At 37.0% G+C, this 18,485-nt stretch carries 18 protein-coding genes; 7 read left to right on the top strand and 11 right to left on the bottom strand.

All coding sequences use genetic code 11. The annotated features are described in order from the left end of the window. Nucleotides 1–89: 89 nt before the first annotated feature. Entirely contained in the window at nt 90–902 is an 813-nt protein-coding gene (locus tag HDE68_RS19490; protein WP_183883909.1) for a mechanosensitive ion channel family protein, read from the top strand. On the opposite strand, the gene HDE68_RS19495 is transcribed toward HDE68_RS19490, so the two are convergent. The 5 genes from HDE68_RS19495 to ribD are packed head-to-tail and all read right to left on the bottom strand — an operon-like array spanning nt 903 to nt 5,572. Further along, the gene (locus tag HDE68_RS19495; RefSeq protein ID WP_183883910.1) at nt 903–2,132 is read right to left on the bottom strand and encodes a multidrug effflux MFS transporter; all 1,230 of its coding nucleotides are present in this window, start codon (nt 2,130–2,132) and stop codon (nt 903–905) included. A gap of 7 nt (nt 2,133–2,139) precedes the next feature. Then, a complete protein-coding gene (locus HDE68_RS19500; protein ID WP_183883911.1) occupies nt 2,140–3,018 on the bottom strand; it encodes a nucleoside phosphorylase in 879 nt (292 codons plus the stop codon). Nucleotides 3,019–3,052: 34 nt separating this feature from the next. After that, nucleotides 3,053–3,667, bottom strand: a complete 615-nt coding sequence (locus HDE68_RS19505; protein ID WP_183883912.1) for an IMPACT family protein — start codon at nt 3,665–3,667, stop codon at nt 3,053–3,055. Then, nucleotides 3,657–4,520 carry an EamA/RhaT family transporter gene (locus tag HDE68_RS19510; RefSeq protein ID WP_183883913.1) on the bottom strand — a complete coding sequence of 288 codons (864 nt, stop codon included), beginning with the start codon at nt 4,518–4,520 and terminating at the stop codon, nt 3,657–3,659. Before HDE68_RS19510 ends, HDE68_RS19505 begins: the two co-directional genes overlap by 11 nt. Continuing rightward, the gene (gene ribD, locus HDE68_RS19515) at nt 4,517–5,572 is read right to left on the bottom strand and encodes a bifunctional diaminohydroxyphosphoribosylaminopyrimidine deaminase/5-amino-6-(5-phosphoribosylamino)uracil reductase RibD (RefSeq protein ID WP_183883914.1); all 1,056 of its coding nucleotides are present in this window, start codon (nt 5,570–5,572) and stop codon (nt 4,517–4,519) included. The genes HDE68_RS19510 and ribD overlap by 4 nt, the downstream gene beginning before the upstream one ends. Before the next feature lie 83 nt (nt 5,573–5,655). Here ribD and prmC point away from each other — a divergent pair, with 83 nt between their 5' ends. Further along, nucleotides 5,656–6,498, top strand: a complete 843-nt coding sequence (gene prmC / locus HDE68_RS19520; RefSeq protein WP_183883915.1) for a peptide chain release factor N(5)-glutamine methyltransferase — start codon at nt 5,656–5,658, stop codon at nt 6,496–6,498. 34 nt (nt 6,499–6,532) lie between these two features. Here the strand turns inward: prmC and xerD are convergent, their stop codons facing one another. Then, nucleotides 6,533–7,432: a site-specific tyrosine recombinase XerD gene (xerD, locus tag HDE68_RS19525; RefSeq protein WP_183883916.1), complete on the bottom strand. Its 900-nt coding sequence runs from the start codon at nt 7,430–7,432 to the stop codon at nt 6,533–6,535. A gap of 42 nt (nt 7,433–7,474) precedes the next feature. Here xerD and aroQ point away from each other — a divergent pair, with 42 nt between their 5' ends. After that, nucleotides 7,475–7,894, top strand: a complete 420-nt coding sequence (gene aroQ, locus HDE68_RS19530; protein ID WP_183883917.1) for a type II 3-dehydroquinate dehydratase — start codon at nt 7,475–7,477, stop codon at nt 7,892–7,894. Here aroQ and HDE68_RS19535 read toward each other — a convergent pair. Further along, on the bottom strand, nt 7,869–8,894 hold the full coding sequence (locus HDE68_RS19535) for a glycosyltransferase family 2 protein (protein WP_183883918.1): 1,026 nt from the start codon (nt 8,892–8,894) through the stop codon (nt 7,869–7,871). The genes aroQ and HDE68_RS19535 overlap by 26 nt on opposite strands. A gap of 106 nt (nt 8,895–9,000) precedes the next feature. Here HDE68_RS19535 and HDE68_RS19540 point away from each other — a divergent pair, with 106 nt between their 5' ends. Genes HDE68_RS19540 through mgtE form a run of 3 tightly spaced genes read left to right on the top strand, consistent with a single transcriptional unit; the run spans nt 9,001 to nt 12,147 of the window. Then, nucleotides 9,001–9,612, top strand: coding sequence for a WbqC family protein (locus HDE68_RS19540; protein ID WP_183883919.1), 612 nt, complete (start codon nt 9,001–9,003; stop codon nt 9,610–9,612). 21 nt (nt 9,613–9,633) lie between these two features. Then, nucleotides 9,634–10,752: a magnesium/cobalt transporter CorA gene (corA, locus tag HDE68_RS19545; RefSeq protein WP_183883920.1), complete on the top strand. Its 1,119-nt coding sequence runs from the start codon at nt 9,634–9,636 to the stop codon at nt 10,750–10,752. A gap of 45 nt (nt 10,753–10,797) precedes the next feature. Then, nucleotides 10,798–12,147, top strand: coding sequence for a magnesium transporter (gene mgtE, locus HDE68_RS19550; protein ID WP_183883921.1), 1,350 nt, complete (start codon nt 10,798–10,800; stop codon nt 12,145–12,147). 8 nt (nt 12,148–12,155) lie between these two features. On the opposite strand, the gene HDE68_RS19555 is transcribed toward mgtE, so the two are convergent. From HDE68_RS19555 to HDE68_RS19570, 4 genes are all read right to left on the bottom strand, one after another. Then, nucleotides 12,156–13,160, bottom strand: coding sequence for a hypothetical protein (locus tag HDE68_RS19555; RefSeq protein WP_183883922.1), 1,005 nt, complete (start codon nt 13,158–13,160; stop codon nt 12,156–12,158). A gap of 120 nt (nt 13,161–13,280) precedes the next feature. Next, complete coding sequence (locus HDE68_RS19560; protein ID WP_183883923.1) at nt 13,281–13,691, bottom strand: organic hydroperoxide resistance protein; 411 nt, start codon at nt 13,689–13,691, stop codon at nt 13,281–13,283. Between the two features lie 72 nt (nt 13,692–13,763). Then, entirely contained in the window at nt 13,764–15,926 is a 2,163-nt protein-coding gene (locus HDE68_RS19565) for an FUSC family protein (protein WP_183883924.1), read from the bottom strand. Between the two features lie 73 nt (nt 15,927–15,999). Further along, complete coding sequence (locus HDE68_RS19570; RefSeq protein WP_183883925.1) at nt 16,000–17,214, bottom strand: TCR/Tet family MFS transporter; 1,215 nt, start codon at nt 17,212–17,214, stop codon at nt 16,000–16,002. A 217-nt stretch (nt 17,215–17,431) separates the two neighbouring features. Between HDE68_RS19570 and HDE68_RS19575 the strand changes: the two genes are divergently transcribed. Next, complete coding sequence (locus HDE68_RS19575; protein WP_183883926.1) at nt 17,432–18,454, top strand: endo-beta-N-acetylglucosaminidase; 1,023 nt, start codon at nt 17,432–17,434, stop codon at nt 18,452–18,454. Nucleotides 18,455–18,485: the final 31 nt, after the last annotated feature.

Below are 18,485 nucleotides of genomic sequence, written 5' to 3' on the forward strand. Positions count from 1 at the left end.
TTACAATTCTGGAAAATTTTAAACTTTTTCATAGAGACGACGTTATTATTTATTCAGTTAATGATTGTTTTTTCAATTAGAATTAAATTATGAAGCCAGTTAATCAAGACCATACAGCTCAGTTTTACGATAAAGCCTTTACCTGGATTATTGAAAAGGGACCCAATATTCTGATTGGAATATTGGCTTTAGCAATTGGGTTATGGTTAATTAAAGTCTTCTCCAGGTGGATTAAAAACAGACTTTACAAGAAGGATGTTGATCCTTCGGTAAAGCCATTTTTTATAAGTCTTTCTGTAGCTGTACTCCGTATTTTGCTTGTATTCACTGTGATGCAGTTTATCGGTATACAAATGACTGTATTTGCAGCATTAATTGGAGCTTTGGGGGTAGCAGCTGGATTAGCCTTGTCAGGTACTTTACAGAATTTTGCAAGTGGAGTACTTATTCTGATGCTTAAGCCATTCAGGGTTGGTGACAATATTATTGCCCAGGGACAAGAGGGAACAGTAACAGATATTGAGATCTTTTATACTACAGTAACAACTTTTGATAATAGAACCGTGGTGGTACCTAATGGGAAACTATCCAATGAAGTTATCATTAATATCAGCAAAAAGGGGAGCCGCAGATTGGATATTGAATTGAAATTCAGTTATGGCATAGATTACGATCAATTATTGAAACTCACAAATGAGACCATAAATAACTCATTAAATATCTTAAAAGACAAAGAATATCGGATAGGTATTTCCGTACTGGAAGAAAGTGGTTATAAGGTGATGATCAGTGTCTGGTTAAACTCTCATGGTTTTAACGATGCAAAGCTGATCTTTCAGGAAAGATTACTCCGTGCATATAAAGATGGGGGCATTCCTCTTCCTGGAATTACCCCCAAATAGTTAGTGAAGAGATATTCCTGGATTATCTTTATCCAATTCTACTTTGTGTTTGATATTCTTTCTTCCAAAATAAAGGATGGCTAAGGCAAGGATTGAAGTTGCTGCCATAATGGAAACCATTGGTGTTGAAGTATGTGTATCAAATAGACTTACAACTACAGAGGCGAGTGTGCCCAGGCCCATTTGTATAGCACCCATTAATGCAGATGCGCTGCCCGCATTTTTAGTAAAGGGTGCCAATGTCAATGCGGATGCATTTGGACTTGCAAAACCAAGGCAGCTCAGGAAGATAAATAATAATATAATAGTTTCAACAATGCCAAACCAGCCGTTCATACTTCCTATTAAAAATACGACACCGGTAATTGCCTGGCAAATCAAAGCACCAAAGATCAGTTGCTCACTGCTATACTTTCTAAGCATGAGTGTATTCACCTGACTGGCACCAATTAAACCTATGGACAAGAATGCGAATATCCATCCGTATGTTTTTTCGCTTACTGCAAATATCTTCATAAACAATAAAGGAGATCCTGAGATATAAGCAAAGAGGCCCCCGAATGCTACTGCACCGGTAAAAGCATAGGTATAAAACTGAGGTTCCCTTAAAACTGTGATAAAGCCCATAATAATAGGTTTCGGCTTTAAAGAAATTGTCGTGTCAGGTTTATAGGAGCCAGGTAATGCAAAAATACTTGCCAGTAAATTTAATAAACCAAGGAGCATTAAGACTAAAAATACAGCATGCCATCCATAGGTTGAAGTAACATATCCGCCAATGGTTGGCGCAATCATTGGGGAGACACCTACTACAAGCCATAATAACGCAAATACTTTGGCATTTTCATTTACTGGAAATAAATCCCTTACCATAGCAATAGAAGCCACTGCTGCTGCGCAGCTACCCAATGCCTGTATACACCTGAGTACAATCAATGCATCGATGCTTTTTGCATAGGCACAGCCTAAAGAGGCAAGAATATAAATAACCAAGCCAATATATAGTGGCTTTTTTCTTCCAAAACGGTCTAATAATGGGCCGTATAGTAGTTGTCCTAAAGAAATACCTATAAAGAAACCAGACAAAGAAAGCGATACACTCGCTATTGAGGTGTTTAAATCTTTAGCAATTGCAGGAAAACCCGGCAAATACATGTCGATAGAAAATGGACCCAATGCAGTAAGCGAACCTAACAGGAGAATAAGGAAGAAATGCTTTTTTTTAGTCATCTATCCACTATGAATTAGTTGTTGTAATTCTTTCTAAAACAAGCTTAATAGCTTTATCTACAACTGCATTTGGATCTTTACTAAACTGATAGTTTACTCTGCTTGCTAAGATAGCATTTACTGAAAGAGCTTTGTGTCCAAGAACTTTAGCTAAGGCATAAATTCCGGCAGTTTCCATTTCAAGGTTTGTAATTCTATAATTTTCATAGCTGAAGGTATTCAGTTTCTGAATAAAATCTGGCACTGCATTTTTAGCTCTTACCTGACGGCCTTGTGGTGCATAAAATCCCGGAGCGGTTACAGTAATTCCCTGTTCCATTCCTTTGCCTATCGTATTCAATAATATCGGATCTGCTGAAGTCAGATAAGGATTAACAGCATGGAGATCCTGAAAATGGGTCTTGATATGATCGAAAAGCCCCTTTTCTGTATTTGGTACCTCATGCACATAATAATGCATTAAAGCATCAAGTCCCAGACCGAAAGTAGAGGCAAGGATTGTTCCCATCGGTAAATCAGGTTGTACAGCACCTGAAGTGCCCACTCTGATAATATCTAATGATGTCAGTTGTTCTTTTACTTCACGGGTCTTAAAATCTACATTGACAAGCGCATCCAGTTCGTTAAATACGATATCTATATTGTCTGTGCCAATACCTGTGGAAATTACAGTAATACGTTTTGTACCTATATACCCAGTATGAGTTAAAAATTCTCTTTTTCCTTTTTTAAGCTCGATGCGATCAAAGTGTTTAGTTATTTCTGAAATCCTGTCAGGATCGCCTACAGTAATTACTGTGTCTGCGACATCTTCAGGAAGTAAATTTAAATGGTAAATACTTCCATCTGGATTGATGACCAAGTCTGCTTCTGATAATTTTTGCATGGTAATTGGATTAATAATATTCTAAATTAAGGTTTTAAACTGTGCCAAGGTATTTTATTTCAACCCCTGACTGTTTTTCAATTCTTTGTAAAACTCTGTTCAACTGAGCTTTTCTCACTTCAAATCTGATTTTACATTCGTTGTCAAACTGCTGATCAAGAACCGTAAGCTGCTCTTCTTTAATCAGACGCATTACATCGTTCATGACCAGATAATCAAATTTGATTTCATAAATGTCGTTCACTGTTTTACCGACTATTTCTGCTAATGTAATTGCTTCAGCAGCAGCTGACTTGTAAGCGTTAATTAAACCAGGGACACCCAGTAATGTTCCCCCAAAATAGCGAACGACTACAATGAGTATATTAGTCAGACCTGCTGATAATAATGCATTTAATATAGGTCTGCCTGCCGTTCCGGATGGTTCTCCATCGTCATTTACACGGTAAACACTTTTGTCTGGTGTTAAACGGTAAGCATAACAAAAATGGTTAGCTTTTGTATGTTCAGCCCTAAGCTTTACCAGATGGGCTTTGACATCACTTTCTGAAAGTAATGGATAGGCAAAAGCTATAAATTTACTCCCTTTGTCTTTAAAGGTACCTTCCGCAGGATGATCTATCGTTTTGTAGGTGTCATCAAACAGCATATTTTTGTGATAATGTAATCAGGATAATGGCTATCAATGCCATTGCAATACCTATATAATTCAATTTACTTACTTTTTCTTTAAACAGGATGATCCCAATGATGCTTCCCAAAATAATTACCCCCATATTCATTGCCGCAAATACTGTAGAAGGGTTGGAGGCCATCGCCCTGTGTGCTTTCATATAAAACAGGATATTACCAAAATTGAAACAACCCAGCACTACACCACAAAAGAAATTGATCAATTCAACTTTTTTCTTTCTGATCAGCACGGTGTATCCCAGAATAAGCGCTGCAATTATAAAGGAAATACAAAAGATCACCATTAATGCACTGGTATAAGGAATAGATTTGTCCAGCGCAAGTTTTTTAAACATGACATCGATCAGCCCAAAACCAATAAATACTAAAATGGGGTATATATAAGATCCGGTATCTGTCTTAACTGTTGATTTGCGGGAAAGCGTTAAAACTATAGCTACTAATCCGACTATTAACCCTGCAATCTTCAGGCTGCTAAAGTTTTCTCCAAAAAGATATAAGGAAGCGAGGATAGGAATAAATAAGGATAAACGTTGGGCAATATCTGATTTGACTATTCCAATATTTCTAACAGATGCTCCAAGAATTAGAAATAATATGGGTAACAATACACCAATAGCAATAGATAATGTAGAAGGCACGCCCATAATTTCTTTCAGATCTGGTCTGAAGAAAATATAGCTTAATATAATAGCTGTCATATAATTCCACATCACCGCCTGCAGTATATGAATCTTGTAACGTTTCGCTAGTTTTAGAAGAACTGCTACCGTTACGCTGCAGCTGATGCTGAGTAATATATATATCATTGGTTATTGTAATTTTCGTATATAGTTAATTGATCCTGATCTATTTGTGTCATTGATGTGATTTTTCCATTGATCTGTGGAGAGTGTATACCAGTATCCCAGCTTGCAGCTGAGTTAAATACTCTGGCTTCATCCCATAATCCTGATGAAATAAATTGATTAAGAATATTTGCACCACCTTCAATGATAATAGATTGTACATCCATGAGATATAACTGATAAGCAATTTTTTGTGGAAGGTAGTATTGCATGTCTTCCATTTCTATAAAATGGATGTTACCTTCAACGTTCGTTTTCTGTTCGTTAAAAATAATGGTCTTAGCATCCATATTATATAGGTGACTGGTTACCGGAATTTCCAGTTTGCGGTCAATAGCTATTCTTATCGGATTTTTACCAGCCCAGTCTCTGGCGCTAAGGGCCGGGTTATCTGCAATGGCGGTTTGTTTACCTACCAATATGGCATCTTCTTCTGTTCTCCATTTATGGACTAGTTTTTTTGCCAGCGGGCCACTTATCCATTCCTGTACAGAATTTTTAGGGGCAAAGAAGCCATTAGCTGTTCTGGCCCATTTAAGGATGATATAAGGACGCTGCTTCGCAATTCTGGTAAAAAACCGACGGTTCACAAAGAAACATTCTTTTTCTAAAACACCGGAAACTACTTCTATACCCGCATTTTTTAACTTCTCAATTCCTTTGCCATTCACATCAGGGAAAGGATCGCGGTTACCAATCACCACTTTTTTAACCTGATGGCGGATAAGTAAATCAGCACAGGGAGGTGTTTTTCCAAAATGTGCACAAGGCTCGAGACTCACATAGGCGACCGCATCTTTTAACAATTCAGCTGCACTTTCTCCATATTTATCTATAACAGAATGGATAGCATTCACCTCTGCGTGAGCCTGACCATATTTCTGGTGAAAACCTTCACCTATAATCTTTCCTCCGCTGACAATTACACAGCCAACCAAAGGGTTTGGGCTGACCTGACCATTACCCATTTCTGCCAGCTCCAGACAGCGTTTCATGTACAATTCATCGCTCATATGGGCAAAAATAGCTTCAATTTATGAGCTATTGAAATATTTCCACCATAGAGATGTAACATTTATTAATACTTTTGCATTTAATGAATTTTAAGCAATTAGAACAATACTTCATAAAGGAACTATTCGTGTGGTATGAGCAGGAGGAAGCAAAACAATTGTTTTATCTGGCAGCTGAAGATGTTTCAGGATATAACCGTACTCAATTACTGATGGATGCAATGACTATACCAGGTACAGAACAGTTTCTGGCTTATGAATATATTTTGCTTGAACTGAAAAAGGGCCGGCCAATGCAGCATATCCTTGCTGAAGCATGGTTCTATGGGTTGAAATTCAAAGTGAACGAATCTGTACTGATTCCAAGACCTGAAACCGAAGAGCTGATTGAATGGATTCTGGATACTGTGAAAGTACAGCCTGTTTCCAGTATATTGGATATTGGTACTGGCAGCGGATGTATCGCTATTGCTTTAAAGAAGAACCTGGAGCAAGTTGAAGTGAGTGCATTGGATGTATCTGCTGATGCATTAACTGTGGCCAGAGAAAACGCGGCTGCAAATAATACAGCTATCAATTTTATTCATTCAGATATCATAACTTACAGTAGTCCTGTGAAATATGATCTCATTGTTAGTAACCCACCTTATATTACTCAAACTGAAAAGGAAGAGATGCACCATAATGTTTTAGCCTATGAACCACATCTCGCCTTATTTGTAAGTAATGAAAATCCTTTGTTATTTTATAAAAGTATAGCAGATTTTGCACTGCTGAATTTGAAGCCAGGGGGCAGGCTATTTTTTGAAATCAATGAATATTTAGGTAAAGAAACGGTAGATATGCTTTTAGATAAAGGCTTATCCAATATCATATTGAAGACTGATATGCAAGGGAAAGACAGAATGATATCCTGTAATTTGTAATGATTCCGATAAAGGAAAAAACAGCTTTACGCGGTTAAGTTCTGGGGTGAAACTGAGTAATTACTCCTCTTAAATAATCCTTATCTAAATGCGTATATACTTCTGTGGTTGTAATACTCGAATGACCGAGCATTTCCTGTACAGCCCGAAGATCTGCACCTCCTTCAATTAAGTGAGTTGCAAAAGAGTGTCTGAAAGTATGCGGACTTATGTTTTTTTGCAGACCAATGGCAATAGCAAGTGTTTTAATCATAGTAAACACAGATATTCTTGATAATCGGGTACCTAATCTATTCAGGAAAATATAATCTTCATTACCTTTTTTTATGACTAAATGTATTCTGACCTGGCTTAAATAGATGTCGATAAACTTTAGAGCCGTTTCTCCAATAGGTACAATTCTCTCTTTATTTCCTTTGCCGGTTACTTTAATGTACTCTTGTGTGGGATTTAAATCTGATATACGAAGTGTAATTAATTCTGTAACCCTCAGACCACAACCATACAATACTTCTAAAATTGCTTTGTTTCTCATGCCTTCCGGCCTGGATGCGTCTACAGCATCAATTAATGCGTTGATCTCTGTAACGTTAAGTATATCAGGTAGTTTTCTGCTGAGTTTCGGAGAGTCAAGTTGTTGGGAAGGGTCTATAGTAATCAAGTCTTCCAACATCAGGTAATTGAAAAAAGATTTTAATCCTGAAATTACTCTTGCCTGTGTATTGGCCAGCATACCCAATTGACTGAGCCAGGTAATGAATTCATGTAAGTTGTTGTCTGTTATGTTTTTGATGTTTAATTCCTCACCTATAACTTCATAATACTGGAACAATTTACTGACATCATTCAGGTAAGCATCAATAGAGTTCTCAGATAGTCCGCGTTCAAGTTTTAAGTAAGCTTTGAAAGCATTATGGTAAGGATAATTAATCACACGAATTTTTATTTATTAGTTTTTAAGGCTAAGTTTGAAAAGATGAAGATACAGATTATTAACGGACCAAATTTAAATCTGCTGGGGATACGTGAACCAGGAGTATACGGAAGCAAAGGTTTTGAAGAATATTTTATAGAATTAAAAGAAAGGTTCAAAGACATAGAATTATCTTATTTCCAAAGTAATGTAGAAGGTGAGCTGATCAACAAATTACACGAAGTTGGTTTTTCATTTGACGGTATTATTTTAAACGGGGGGGGCTATACACATACTTCGGTGGCTATTGCTGATGCAATTTCAGGAATTAATACGCCGGTTGTAGAAGTTCATGTCTCCAATATCTACGCAAGAGAAGAATTTCGTCATGTTTCATTAACCGGAAAAAACTGCAAAGGTGTATTGACCGGTTTTGGATTAGACGGCTATCGCTTAGCTATTGAAAGTCTTTTAGCTGGCTAAAATGACGGATTCCTTTGATGAAAAAACTCCAGACTACACTGGAATGATAAACGCCGGTGTGTTTGGAGTAAGCTAATTGCCTGTTACCTCTTTTAGATTTTGTCTTTTTTAGATTGGATAAAAACTGGTAATGTGCTTTATTGATTGCAAATGCAAATTTAGTTTTTCCTTTAGCCACAAATTGAATCCATGCAACAAAGTCAATAGTCATCCTGATCAGGATGCCGATAAACGCTTCGGTAGAAGGTAGATTTTTTTGCATAATTATCAGATTATTTCTGAAATTCAAAAATACCTTATAAGGGTTATTTGCATCCAAAGTACCACCACCAACGTGATAGACCTCTGCATCAGGGCAATAGATGATTTTGTATCCAAGATTCTTTAATCGCCAGCAAAGGTCAATTTCTTCCATATGCGCAAATAGATCAGGGTCCAGTCCCCCTGTTTCTTCCCATTGTGCTCTTTTGATAAAAAAAGCAGCACCACTTGCCCAGAATATCTCTTTAGCCTGGTCATATTGTCCCAAATCATTTTCTATCTGATCAAAAATTCTTCCTCTGCAAAAAGGGAAGGCATTGATGTCCAGAAAACCACCTGCAGCACCAGCATATTCAAATTGTGATTTATCTTTTTGCCATTTTATTTTTGGCTGAGCTGCTGCAATCTGTGAGTCAGCTTCCATAGCTTTAATGACAGGTTCAATCCAGTTTTCAGGAACCTCAACATCAGAGTTTAAAAGCACGTAATAGTCAGCCTGAACCCGTTCAAGAATACGGTTATAACCTTCTGCAAATCCATAATTGCGATCATTTTCAATGATCTGAATATCAGGGAAGTTATTTCTCACATAATCAACAGATCCATCTGTTGATGCATTGTCACCTACAATGAGCTGAAGGTTACTATACCTTGTTTTAATTACACTGGGTAAAAAATCAGTTAATAATTGTTTTCCGTTCCAGTTGAGGATTACAACAGCTACACTCGGCTCTGACATTCGCTTAATTTCTCGTTTACGTTTATAAAAAAATGGAGATCAAATAGGAAAAAAGCCTTTTTTATCATTATTTTGCCTGATTGAAAATGCAAACATAAATTAACCAATGCACAATCCAGCTATATTTCCTCTTTTTTATCTTCCTCCTGTAAGTTATTTCTCTGCCTTAAATGCTCATAATTATGAATTTATCCTGGAAAAGGAAGAACATTTTCCAAAACAAACTTATCGTAACAGGACAAGAATCTATTCACCTAATGGAGCTTTAGATCTTTTCTTACCTGTAATTAAAGGATCGAAATACCATACAAAGGTCAAAGATGTTAAAATAAGTTATGATTTTAAATGGCAGCGTCTGCACTGGCTAAGTTTAGAAAGCTGTTATCGTAATTCTGCTTATTTTGAATATTACGAAGATGAGCTGGCAGTCTTTTATAATAAGAAGTTCGAATTTCTGTTTGACTATAACCTGGAGATATTACAATGGATATTTAAACAACTAAAAAAGCCTGCGGATTTTAACTTTACTACAGAATATATTAAAGAAATACCAGCTGAAAATGATTACAGATCAAAGATTCATTTCAAAGAACCTGAATTAATAGTGCCTGCAAAACCTTATTTTCAGGTGTTTGAAGATCGAATGGGTTTTATGCCAAACATGAGCATTGTTGATTTGTTGTTCAACCAGGGCCCTCAGACCAAAAACTATCTTTAGTTGATGGGTTAAAAAAAAGGTATGGATAAAAGGAATAAATCACGTAAGAAAAAACAACGCTTTAAAATACCTCTGGCTGGTACCAGTCCTGGTGTAGTCTATATAGACGAGAATTCGTTAAAACCGGTAATTACACTTCATAAAATCAATGAAAGTAGTTATGAAACCAAACAACTGCCTGATATTAATCAGATTTCTCAATTGCTGGCAGATAAAAACTTTACCTTCTGGATAGAAATAAAAGGTTTTGGATCGGCCGAGCTTTTTGAAACACTCAATCGTGAACTTCAGGTAAACCGGTTAATTCTGGAAGATATAACCAGATCATATCAGAGGCCGAAAATCGAAGAGTATGATGGTTATGTTTTTGCAGTGAGCAGGATGCTCTTGCTCGATGAGGAGAAAAATCTGGAGAACGAACAGTTATCTTTTATTCTTACAGATAATACACTGATTACTTTGCAGGAAAACTATTCTGATTGTTTCGGACCGGTAATTCAAAGATTGAAAGCTGGAAAAGGAAATATCAGGATTGCAGGAAGCAGTTATATCATGTATGCGCTGATGGATATTATTGTAGATAAGTATTTTGAGATTCTGGGGACATGGAGTGATGAACTTGACCTGATAGAAGATCGCTTGTTTGATAAACCTGATAAGAGCTTTATGTTTGATGTGCAGTTGATTAAGAGAAATCTGATTAACATCCGCAGAGTTGCCTGGCCAGAAAGAGATAAGTTAAATGATATACTACGTAGTGATAGTCCGCTGATTACTGATCAGACTAAACTATATATCCGTGATGCTTATGATCATTGTATACAGATTATTGATATTGTAGAGTCTCTAAAAGAGATTTCAGCAAGCAATATAGATATGTATTTGTCGATTATCAGTAACCGTATGAATGAAATCATGAAGGTGTTAACTATTATGTCTTCCATATTTATTCCGCTTACTTTTATTGCGGGGGTATATGGGATGAATTTTGCAAAAGAAGATCCGGTGACCCATAAATATATGCCTTATAACATGCCTGAATTGTATGCTTCACATGGATATCTTTATACGATGCTTATTATGGTCGTTATTGCAATCCTCCAGGTTGTTTATTTTTGGCGAAAAGGATGGTTTAAGTAAATGTCAGGGGCCATAAAAGAGAAAATATAATTACCTTAGCGTGGCATGCAATCTTATGAACTAGACAAATCGGATGTTTCCAGAATAAAATCTGCTCTTAGTGGTACTGATAATCAGTTAGCTGTCATTCTGGATGAGTATCACGCGTCCGAAATTGCTATCTTATTTGAAAGTCTGACTCAGGAGGACAGACAGCGTATTATTAACTTGCTTCCGGTTGAAACTGCATCAGAGATTTTTGCAGAGATGCATGAAGAAGCGCATCCTGAAGAATTATTATTCCAGCTCCATCCTGATAAGCGTACCGAGATTGTCGAAGAGCTGGACTATGATGATGCCACAGATATCATTTCGCAGCTCGAAGAGCATGAGCAGAAAGAAATTCTGGAAGACCTGAGTGAAGATGACGCTTCACATATCAGGAATCTGATGCGTTATGATGAAGATACAGCCGGCGGGCTAATGAACACGGAGTTTATCCGTATTCAGCTTCATCTGAAAAAGAAGGATGCTATTGATGAGATTATCAGACAGAGTGAAGAAATTGAAGAGTTCTATACAATCTTTGTTGTTGATGAGCACAATGTATTTCAGGGAATTGTCTCTCTGAAAGATATTATCAAAGCGAAGGGAAACGTAGAAATTACTGCATTGGTTAAATCTGATGTTGCCTGGGTAAGTCCTGATACTGACCAGGAAGAGGTAGCGAGATTGATCTCTCAATATAATATCACAAGTATTCCGGTTTTGGATAATCAAATGAAATTACTTGGAAGAGTAACTTTTGATGATGTGATCGATGTTCTTGAAGATGAGAATACGGAGGATATCCTTAAAATATCCGGGGTTTCGGAAGATGAAGAATTGAGTGGTAACTGGGTAGAAGCGGTGAAATCAAGGTTACCCTGGCTCATTATTAACCTGGGAACGGCTTTTCTGGCTTCTGCAGTAGTCAGACATTTCGAGCCGACAATTGCTAAAATTGCTGTACTTTCGGCTTACATGACGATTATTGCAGGGATGGGTGGAAATGCTGCTACACAGGCGCTGGCTGTAACTGTAAGAAGGATTTCTCTTTATGATTTGACCGATAATCAGGCTTATCGTACGGTATTAAAGGAATTTACAGTTGGTTTGATCAATGGCGCAGTAACTGGTCTGATCGTTTTCATCTTTGCGCTTGTTTTTGACGCAAATCCTTTATTAGGCCTCGTTATTTTTCTGGCAATGACAGGGAACCTTGTCATTGCAGGTGTAACAGGAGCAGGGATACCGCTGATACTTAAAAGGGTAGGTATTGATCCTGCAATTGCTTCTTCAATCATTATCACGACCTTTACAGACGTATTTGGGTTTCTCCTGTTACTAGGTATGGCGAGCAAATTACTGCTTTAAAATTCTTATTAGCTGATTTCTACTGGCGCAGGCTCATAAAGACCAAGGATAGTATTCGCCTCATCTATAAAACGCTCTATGTGTCTGGTTCTTCTAAAGTTAATTACTAGTAAAGGTTTGGTTTTATTCTGACCTGGAAGGTCAATTAAAGCTTTTACTTCAGTATCTGTATAGATGAAATTAGTAGACTTACGAATAATCTGAAACTGGATAAAATCATCAAATGAATATGTCTTTTTGATAAGCCCACCCAATGTAGTGTCTATAATCTGACGGTTATTTTTATCAAAACTTACTGAGGAAAAAAAGCCATTTACAAGTACCAGGCCTATTATCGCAGGAAAATAAGTGACCAGTATCCTTTTATAACTGGCTCTGTCATCCATGAAATCCGGATGAAACAGAATAAATACGGTGAGCGCGATTAGTAAAACCCCAAATATCAGGCCGCTCAACTTATTGTGGGTTATCTTATAGATGCCGTTTTCTTCATTGAAAAACTTGAAATCATAAATTACCTGTTTAGTGTGAAGCGGGCGGTTAGAGAATACAAGTTCATTGATTCTTGGTAAAACTTCCTGTTCGTAGGCGGTCAGGTTTGGATTGTTCTGTTTAGAATAGCCACAAGATAGTATGATCCCTTTTCCATGTCTGTTCGATTTTGAAAATGCACGGTAACTTATAGCTCCCATAGTATCATAAGGTGTAATGGCTGCAATCTGATCAAAAGGAGTGGTGCTGGTTGTTATCCCGAATAGTTTAGTGGAAAGCTGGCGGCTTTCGGCATCAAAAATCACCTTACGTTCACCCATAACATACACTAATAAACTCATCAGTATGATCAGGCCTTCGTAAGTTAAAACCAAATTGGTATTGCTTAATGTTTTACTGGTATAAAGAACAGCAATAAGTGCAGTAAATACTATAAAGTAAATAATACTTAGCCGGCGGGCGATTCTTGCAGGGTAAATAGTTAATGTATCCGGTTCACTGATCCAAAATGTTTTTGCCATTATATTTTATATTAATCCGTATGATAAGGTTTATATTAATGCCTAGTATAAGTTTTTTTGACGAAACCACAAAAAAACCGTCGCCTTTTAAAAAGCGACGGCTCTGTCTGTATCTGAATTTTATACTGCGGTAACTCTTGTTTCAATATTACCTCTGGTTGCTTTTGAATATGGACATGCTTTATGTGCTTTGTCAGCTAGTTTCTGAGTTTCTTCATGGCTCAATCCTGGTATGTGAACATCCAGTTCGGCTGATAATACATAAGCATTACCGTCCTGGTTAAAAGAAACCTGTACATTTACTGTAGCTTCAGAAACTTCTATACCTTCATTTTTTGCTACCGCATTTAATGCGCCAAGATAGCATGGGCCCCAGGCAGCAGCAAATAATTGTTCAGGATTTGTTGCGCCTCCCTGACCACCCATTTCTTTAGGTGTCCTTACTTCAAATTCAATAGTTCCGTCACTTGATTTTATATGACCGTCACGGCCTCCTTTAGCTAGTACTGCAGCTGTATATAACTTTTCCATGTTTTATTGTTTATAGTATTCCAACAAATTTTATTGTTTATACTGTGACAACAAATCTTATAGGCTTAAGTTTTATATTTTAATCTTTTCGGATAATTTAAAGATATCATAGGCTACTTTCTGAATCATATCATATTGCTCAATAATCATCATTTCATCCGGATTGCTAATTTTATTATCATCTTGTATACTCTTGATCAGGGGTACGTTACTGACTTCCCCGTCATTTTTAATCAGGTATTCAGCAGAGAGGTTTAGCAGGTAGAGTGTATTATTGACGATTGGTTTTAATTCTTCCGGATTACGCAGTGAAAAAGCATGTTCCTTAAAATAAAGTGAAAGTGTAGCTGTATAAGAAGACAGCAAATGGTTAAGTGCTGTGAACTGATGCATTTCTGTCATCAGTCTTTGCTTGCTTTTAGGCTCTGAGAACATCTTTTGGAAAATGGATGATAAATTAGCTGATGTTACATAGATCTCTTTTCTGGCGAGCCTGTAATTGGTTAGATTGTGCTCTGTGGTCGTATATAATAGTGTGACCTGATCGAAATAAGCCATATTAGCTTTCAATGTACTTAACATCGCTTCTTTCAAATTCTTGTTTTCCCAGTTAGGGAATAATGTATAACTTCCTAATAATGCAATAGCAGAACCTATTAACGTATCAAATATCCTTTCTCTGGCTACCGATAAACTACCCATCCCCAGAAAATCAAATAAAACAAGGATATAGGGGGTCATGAACAGAACGCTTACGATGTAATTCTTTCTCTGGAAGCTATAAGTTCCGATCATGCAGAATAGCAAAATAAAAAATAAAGTATGTTTATCATGGATATATACCAGAATCCCCATTCCGATTAAAGCGCCAACAACAGTTCCTGTCAGACGTTCATAATTACGTTGTTTGGTTAAGCTGAAAGCCGGTTTGGAAATGACAAGTACGGTAAGTAAAATCCAGTAGCTATGAGAGGAATCCAGCATTTTAGCTACCAGATATCCAATAAGCATAGCAATAGAGACACGCATTGCATGCCTGAAAGTAGAAGAGCTGAAAGTTAGGTTGTCAAAAAACAGTTTTGTATCAAATTTTTGTCTTGTGATAAATCTTTCCGTATCAATTGCACCAGTATTTTTTAAATTCTTTTTCTCTTTTTTATTGAAGTATCCATTGATAGTTTTAACTCTGGCAGCGATATTCTCGATATTAACCTCTATATTTTTCAGGGCAATCAGTCCAAGAGTATTGTATTTGCCATCAGTATTATCTTTTTCAAGCGCATTAATCTCTTCTTTTAAGCGTTTAACATCATCTGTAAGTACTGCCGGTGGACGCGGAGTACCTCCGGTTTTCAGTGCAAATGCTATTTCATCAAGCTCCCATGCGATCCTTCTGATAATCTGCTCATATCGTGATAAAATACCTGCTTTATCAAATTGATCATGAAGTTGCTGGTAATTATAATACGTTGACATCACCTGTTCGTAAAGGTCAACCATATCAACAAAAACCAGTAATAAGAAACGACCTTCGGGGGTAGATTCCCTTACGATTTCTCTCGTTTTAAAAAGGACTTCTCTTACCGCATCCTGTTTTTCATGTACAAGTACCTGTAATTGTAGTAGTTCTGCATAATTATCATCGTAATCTGTGCTTTCATGGTAAAACTTAGCCTTTGCTCTTAAAAATTCACTGACTTCGTGAATGGAATCACTAAGCGTTTGCTGAACAAGACGATAAGGTCTGAGCCGATAAAAGAAATAACTCAGCATCGCATACCACAAACTGCCTGAGAAAACCAGTGCAGAATAGATTAATACATCTTTCCATGGGCGCACATCATCAATACTCAGCACCATAATCAATAATGTTGCTGTTCCTACCAAAGCAGCTCTGGTTCCGTAAAGAAAGAACATGGAGAACAGAAAACTACAAATGACAAGTAATATGGCTATAAAATAAGGGTTCTTGTTGGTCAGTCCCACAATTACAGACAATGCTGTAATCAGTACCGAAGTTACCAGCATGGCATTTCTGCGGTGAACAATAGGACCTGGAGTATCAACAACGCTTACGCACAGGGCACCCAATGATAACGTCATTCCATACTTTAAAAGGCCAAACTGAGCCAAAATTAAAGAGGGGAGCAGCACACCAAAAGTGATACGCAGCCCATCTGCAAAATAGGTGCTCAGTAAAAAATCATGTATGCTTCTGATTGGACGATTAAACATTTGCAGAGGTTAATATATTATATTTGATTGAGCAATAATCTGACCGAAACAGCTAAAATTAGTTTGTTAAAGGTCAGGAATGATGTTTTTTAAGTGCTGCTGAGCAAATAAATAATCCTATAAGCGTTAAAAAGGCGGCTAGTATAAATGGTGCGCCAGGAAAATAAACGGCGTGTTTTGGATTGGTAAAATAGGCAAAAAGATTGGTCATCATTAAAGGGCCAATAATTGCAGCCGCACTCATCAGACCAGCTGTAACCCCCTGTATTTCACCTTGTGCATTCGCTTCTGTGTTATTCGCAATAATACCTTGCATTGCTGGTCCGAATATGCCTGCCAGGCCATAAGGAAGCATAAATGCAAACATCATCCAGCCTTGAGTGGCGAAAGCGAAAAGTACGAATCCTATGAAATATAATAACAATCCATAAAAAACAGCTTTTTCCTGTCCGATTTTAGGAATAATTATTCTGATCAGTACTCCTTGTACTATTCCGACTACAATACCTACAAAACCTAATGAATAACCTACCCAAGCCTCATTCCATTGAAACTTTTCCATCGTATAATAATTCCATGTGGACTGAACAGCATGGGCTGCAATATACAGTAGAAACAAAGCGGCCAATAAACCTGCTAGTTTAGGGTATTTTTTAATATGGAGTAAAGATCCAACTGGATTTGCTCTTTTCCAGTCAAAGCTACGTCTGTTTTCTTCGGTAAGAGATTCTGGCAGTATAAAGTATCCATAAAGCCAGTTAACCAATGCTAATACGGCTGATATGATAAAAGGAACTCTTAATCCGAACTGACTGAAAACACCGCCAATAACTGGTCCTACGATAAAGCCAATGCCGAATGCAGCACCAATTAAACCGAAGTTTTGTGCTCTTTTTTCTGGTGTGCTTACATCAGCTATATAGGCCATAGCAGTTGTAAAACTTGCGCCGGTGATACCAGCAAATATCCTTCCTACAAATAACCAGGCAATTGTGGGGGCAAAAGCCAGGAAGATATAATCGATCCCTAAGCCAAATAATGAAGCTAAAAGTATTGGTCTGCGACCAAAACGATCACTTAAACCTCCTAAAATAGGGGAACTAATGAACTGCATTACAGAATAAGAAATAGTCAGCCATCCTCCATAAACGGCTGCAAGACTTAATCCTCCGCCAGTAAGCTCTTCAATTAATTTAGGTAAAACAGGAATGATGATTCCAAATCCTGTGAAGTCGATAAGTAGTGTTATAAAAATAAATCCAATTGCAGATTTCTTTTGAGAGGCCATATGATAAATTGAATCGTAAAATTAGTTTAATTTCTGTAATTGCCGCTAACTGCATATGGAATACTGCTATAAAGAAAAATATTTTTCATGGCTGGAATTGGTAGTCTTCTTATTTTAACATTCTTTGCTTTAACGTTTTAATAATATCATGATTCCATTTTATGATAAATAAATATTAATATTATTTTATCAAACCAAATATAAATCTATGAAAAACATGAAGAAACAATTCAATGCGAGATCACTTGCAGTTATCGCAGGTGCGGGATTTTTTTTATTAGTGCATGTATCCTGTAAAAAGGAAGTTTCGCAGGGTAATACTGTTAGAGGTGAATCTGCTAAAACTGAAACAAATGCTTCAAATGCCAGTTTAATCGCATATAAATCTACACCACATGAAATTTCTGTTGGGTATTACAGGACATGGCGCGACCGTACTGTTTCAGGTAATATCAATGATCCGATTATGACAGAAATTCCTGATAGTCTGGATATTGTTTGTAATTTTTCTAATTTTACACCTGCCGGTTCTTCTTACTGGACTACATTGAAAAACACCTATATTCCAGCATTACATGCTAAAGGAACAAAAGTTGTAAATACGCAAGGTTTCCCAAATGTAGCTGATACCTCATATACAAATCATTATACGGATAATGTGGCCGGCTACCAGGCATGGGCATTGGCAACATCCAATCAATATGCTGCTATGGGATATGATGGTATTGACTTTGATGTCGAATATAATCCAACTGGAGCTAAACTGGTCACTCAGACCGGAATGGTTAAGGCCTTAAGCAAATATTTTGGTCCCAAATCAGGCACAGGTAAATTATTGATTTTTGATACTAATCAGAATGGTACTAACAATCTTTTCAGACAAGTGAGTACTTATATTGATTATTTGTTTTTGCAGGCCTATGGTCGCGGAACAAGTGGAATGCAAAGTACCTGGAATTCCTTTTCCACATATATTCAATCCAAACAATTCATTATCGGATTCTCTTTTTATGAAGAAAATGGTTATCCGGGGAATTATTGGGATGATGTAATTTATCCACGCAATGGTAAGGGGCGTGCTTATGATTACTCAAGATGGGAGCCGGTTACTGGTAAAAAAGGAGGCGTGCTTTCTTATGCAATAGACAGAGACGCACCTTTAACCACGTTGCATGATAATAATATTGTGAAACCTGATTTTAAGGTGACTAAAGATTTAATCAGGATTATGAATCCTTAATTTATATCATTAAATACATGATATAACTATA

The organism is Pedobacter cryoconitis (genome assembly GCF_014200605.1).
Taxonomy (GTDB): Bacteria; Bacteroidota; Bacteroidia; order Sphingobacteriales; family Sphingobacteriaceae; genus Pedobacter; species Pedobacter cryoconitis_B.